Origin of the sequence: Agromyces humi (assembly GCF_009720255.1) — a bacterium.
In the GTDB taxonomy this organism is placed as follows: domain Bacteria; phylum Actinomycetota; class Actinomycetes; order Actinomycetales; family Microbacteriaceae; genus Agromyces; species Agromyces humi.
On record NZ_WJSP02000406.1, the window covers coordinates 1 to 3,156 of the forward strand.

3 protein-coding genes are annotated in these 3,156 nt (G+C 72.3%); 2 read left to right on the forward strand and 1 reads right to left on the reverse strand.

Annotated features, from left to right (window positions below):
* A partial coding sequence (locus tag GH736_RS19945; RefSeq protein WP_159606433.1) for an AMP-binding enzyme occupies positions 1-890 on the forward strand: 890 nt, incomplete at its 5' end.
* Positions 891-911: 21 nt separating this feature from the next.
* On the opposite strand, the gene GH736_RS19950 is transcribed toward GH736_RS19945, so the two are convergent.
* The gene (locus GH736_RS19950; protein WP_203230872.1) at positions 912-2,396 is read right to left on the reverse strand and encodes an MFS transporter; all 1,485 of its coding nucleotides are present in this window, start codon (positions 2,394-2,396) and stop codon (positions 912-914) included.
* A gap of 97 nt (positions 2,397-2,493) precedes the next feature.
* Here GH736_RS19950 and GH736_RS19955 point away from each other — a divergent pair, with 97 nt between their 5' ends.
* Positions 2,494-2,940 (forward strand): MarR family winged helix-turn-helix transcriptional regulator, encoded by a 447-nt coding sequence (locus GH736_RS19955; protein ID WP_159606437.1) that lies wholly within the window; start codon positions 2,494-2,496, stop codon positions 2,938-2,940.
* Positions 2,941-3,156 lie beyond the last annotated feature (216 nt).

The following is a 3,156-nucleotide window of genomic DNA, read 5'->3' on the forward strand; positions in this document are numbered from 1 at the left end:
CGTTGACTCCGTGGAGCTCGCGCCGCTACCTCAAGAAGACCAACGTGGTGGCACGAGCATCGGCAGCCAGGGCACCTCGAGCGCCTCGGGGTGGTTCAGCTTCTCGATGCCCTCGAGCCCGTCATCCCCCCGCTCGCGACCGTGCTGGCCGAGGACTCTTCCGGCGCATCGTCGGCTCGGTCGCCGACCCCGTCCTGCGCATCCTCGTCATCGCCACCCTCATCAGCCGGGTCGGCCGGGGCATCCCCGGCGGCCAGGCCGCGTCGCCGTCGCTGATCGTCGCGGCCGATGCGCTGGGACTCCGGGTCACCCGCACCTACGGGTCGAGCGAGACGGCGGGCGGCTGCGTCTACGACGGGCGCGCGCTCGACGGCGTGCGCGTGCGCATCGTCGACGGTCGCGTGGAGCTGTCGGGTCCGACGCTCGCCGACGGCTACCTCGGCGACCCCGCGCGCACGGCTGAGGCCTTCGCGACCGACGCCGACGGCACCCGGTGGTATCGCACGGGCGACCTCGGCGACGTGGCCCACGACGGTATCCTGCGCATCAGGGGCCGGGCCGACGACGTGATCATCTCGGGCGGCGTGAAGGTCGAACTCGGCGAGGTCGAGCGCGCGGTGCGGTCGGTGGCCGGGTTTGGCGACGCGGTCGTCGTGCGGGTGCCCGATGCCGAATGGGGCGAGCGCGCGGCGGTGGTGACGACGCACACGGACGCGGCGGCGGCATCCGATGCCCTCACGACCCTCGTCGCGGCGACCGACGCCGCGGGGCTGACGCCCGCCGCCCGCCCCGTGCGCCTCCAGCTCGTCGACCACCTGCCGCTGCTCCCCTCGGGCAAGCCCGACCGCCGCGCCCTCGAGTCGAGGATGCGCGGCGGCCGGGAGGGGTAGCCCACGAGGCCGAGGGGCCGGTCAGGCGCTGGTCGCGGCGGCGCCCGCGGGCACGGGCTCGACGTCGGCCTCGGCGAGCCGCTTGGCCTCGTCGAGGTGCGCCTGTACCTGCGCGCGGCCGGGCAGGAGGAGGCTGGCGAGTGCCGCGATCGCGAAGCCGGCCACCGCGACCCAGACCGAGGCCTGCAGCGCGGTGAGCAGGTGCTCCCGGCTCCAGTCGTCGCCGATGACGGTGAAGAACACCGTCGTCGAGACGGCCACGCCGGCCGCGGCGCCCAACTGCTGGAACGTGCTGTACGCGCCGGACGCGGCGCCGGCATCGGCCACCGGCACGGTGGCGAGCGCGACGTCGACCAGCGGGATAACGACGAGCGCGAGGCCCACGCCCGCCAGCAGCATCGGCCACACCGCCGCCCAGCCGGTGAAGTCGGCGCCGGTCGCGGCCACGATCGCGAACACCCACAGCAGGCCGGCTGCGAGCAGCACGGCGCCTGCGGTGACGAGCACCTTGCCGAGGCGGGCCACGAGGGGGATGACGATGCCCGTGCCGACCATCGCGCCCAGGCTGAAGGCCAGCAGGTTGAGGCCGGCGGTGAGCGCGTCGAAGCCGAGGCCGATCTGCAGGTAGATGATGAACGGCAGCGTGAACGCATTGAGCGAGCCCTGGAAGGCCGCCTGGGTCACGATGCCCGCCGAGAAGCCGCGGTCGGCGAAGAGCGGCATCGGCAGCAGCGCGGAGCCGTCGCGGCGCATGCGCCGGCGCGAGTAGACGACGAGCACGACGAGCAGCACCGCGCCGAACGCGACGGGGATCCACAGCCAGGCCGGCCAACCGAGCGACTGGCCCTCGACGAGGGGCACCATGAACGCCAGCACGATGGCGCTGAGCAGCACGACGCCCACGAGGTCGAGTCGCATGGGCCGCTCGGAGCGGGTGTCGGGCACGAATCGCGCGGCGAGGATGAAGATCGCGACGCCGACCGGGATGTTGATGAGGAACACGGTGCGCCAGCCGAGACCCCAGAGGTCGGCGTCGATGAGCCAGCCGCCGAGTACGGGACCGAGCACCGCGGCGAGGCCGCTGACGCCGCCGATGAGCCCGTACATCGGGGCGCGCTCGCGGGGGCTGAACAGCGCCTGCACCGAGGCGAGGAGCTGCGGCACCATGAGGGCGGCGAACAGGCCCTGCGCGATGCGGGTGACGACCAGTGACTCGCCCGACCAGGCCGCGGCGGCGACTCCGGAGGCGATCGTGAACCCCGCGATACCGATGAGGAAGATCCTGCGGCGCCCGAACAGGTCGCCGAGCCGCCCACCCGTGATCAGCGCGACCGCGAAGGCGAGCATGTACCCGCTCACGATCCATTCGAGCTGTGCTTCGGATGCCCCGAGGTCGGCGCCGATCGACGGTAGGGCGACCTGCACGATGGTGACGTCGAGCAGGTCCATGAACGAGGCGAACAGGAGGATGCCGATGGCGAGCCCTCGGCGTGTGGTGGTGGCCATGGCCGTCATCCCTTCGTATGCTGAGATTGCTTCCGATGCGGGATTGTCCCGAATTGGGATAATCCCACTCCGGGAAGAATAGGAGGTCGACGGTCCGATGTCAAGCAGGGCTGAGGTCACCGCTCGCATCGTCGAGCTCGTGCAGCTCGTCATCGCCTCCTCGGTGATGACGAACGAGCGCATCTCCCGGTCGCTCGGCCTGAACGTGGTCGACATGCAGGCGTTCGGCTTCATCCAGCGCCACGGCGGGCCGATGACGGCGGGCGAGGTGAGCCAGCAGACCGAGCTGCCGACCAGCACCACCACCCGCGTGCTCGACCGGCTCGAGAAGCACGGCCTCATCGAGCGCACGACCGACCCCGCCGATCGCCGCCGGGTCGTGGTGCGGGCGCTGCCCGACGCGTTCGCCGGAGCCGGCCGCGGCGGGCCCGACGACCCCTACGGCGACATCCTCGCGGGCATGCAGCGCCTGCACGAGCAGTTCACCGTCGAGGAGCTCGAGATCGTCGCCCGCTACCTGGATGCGCTGAAGGACGTGCGCTAACGGACGCGACGGGCGTGCGCTGACACGCGCGACGGGCGTGCGTCGCGCACGCCGTCACGGCCTCATAGGGTCGCGAATTAGCATGTCGGTGTGGCACGCCCCAAGCAGCAGCGCATGAACCCCCAAGACGTCCGCAACCGCAGCGCCCGCGGTCGCTCGGGCAACCCGGCCAAGGCCGGATCCGGCCCCGCCGCCGCACGCGGTCCGGCCACCGCC

Bases quoted from the DNA above. Each gene is read 5' to 3' on its own strand.
- GH736_RS19955 (WP_159606437.1), top strand. From the start codon at position 2,494: ATGTCAAGCAGGGCTGAGGTCACCGCTCGCATCGTCGAGCTCGTGCAG.
- GH736_RS19950 (WP_203230872.1), bottom strand. From the start codon at position 2,396: ATGGCCACCACCACACGCCGAGGGCTCGCCATCGGCATCCTCCTGTTC.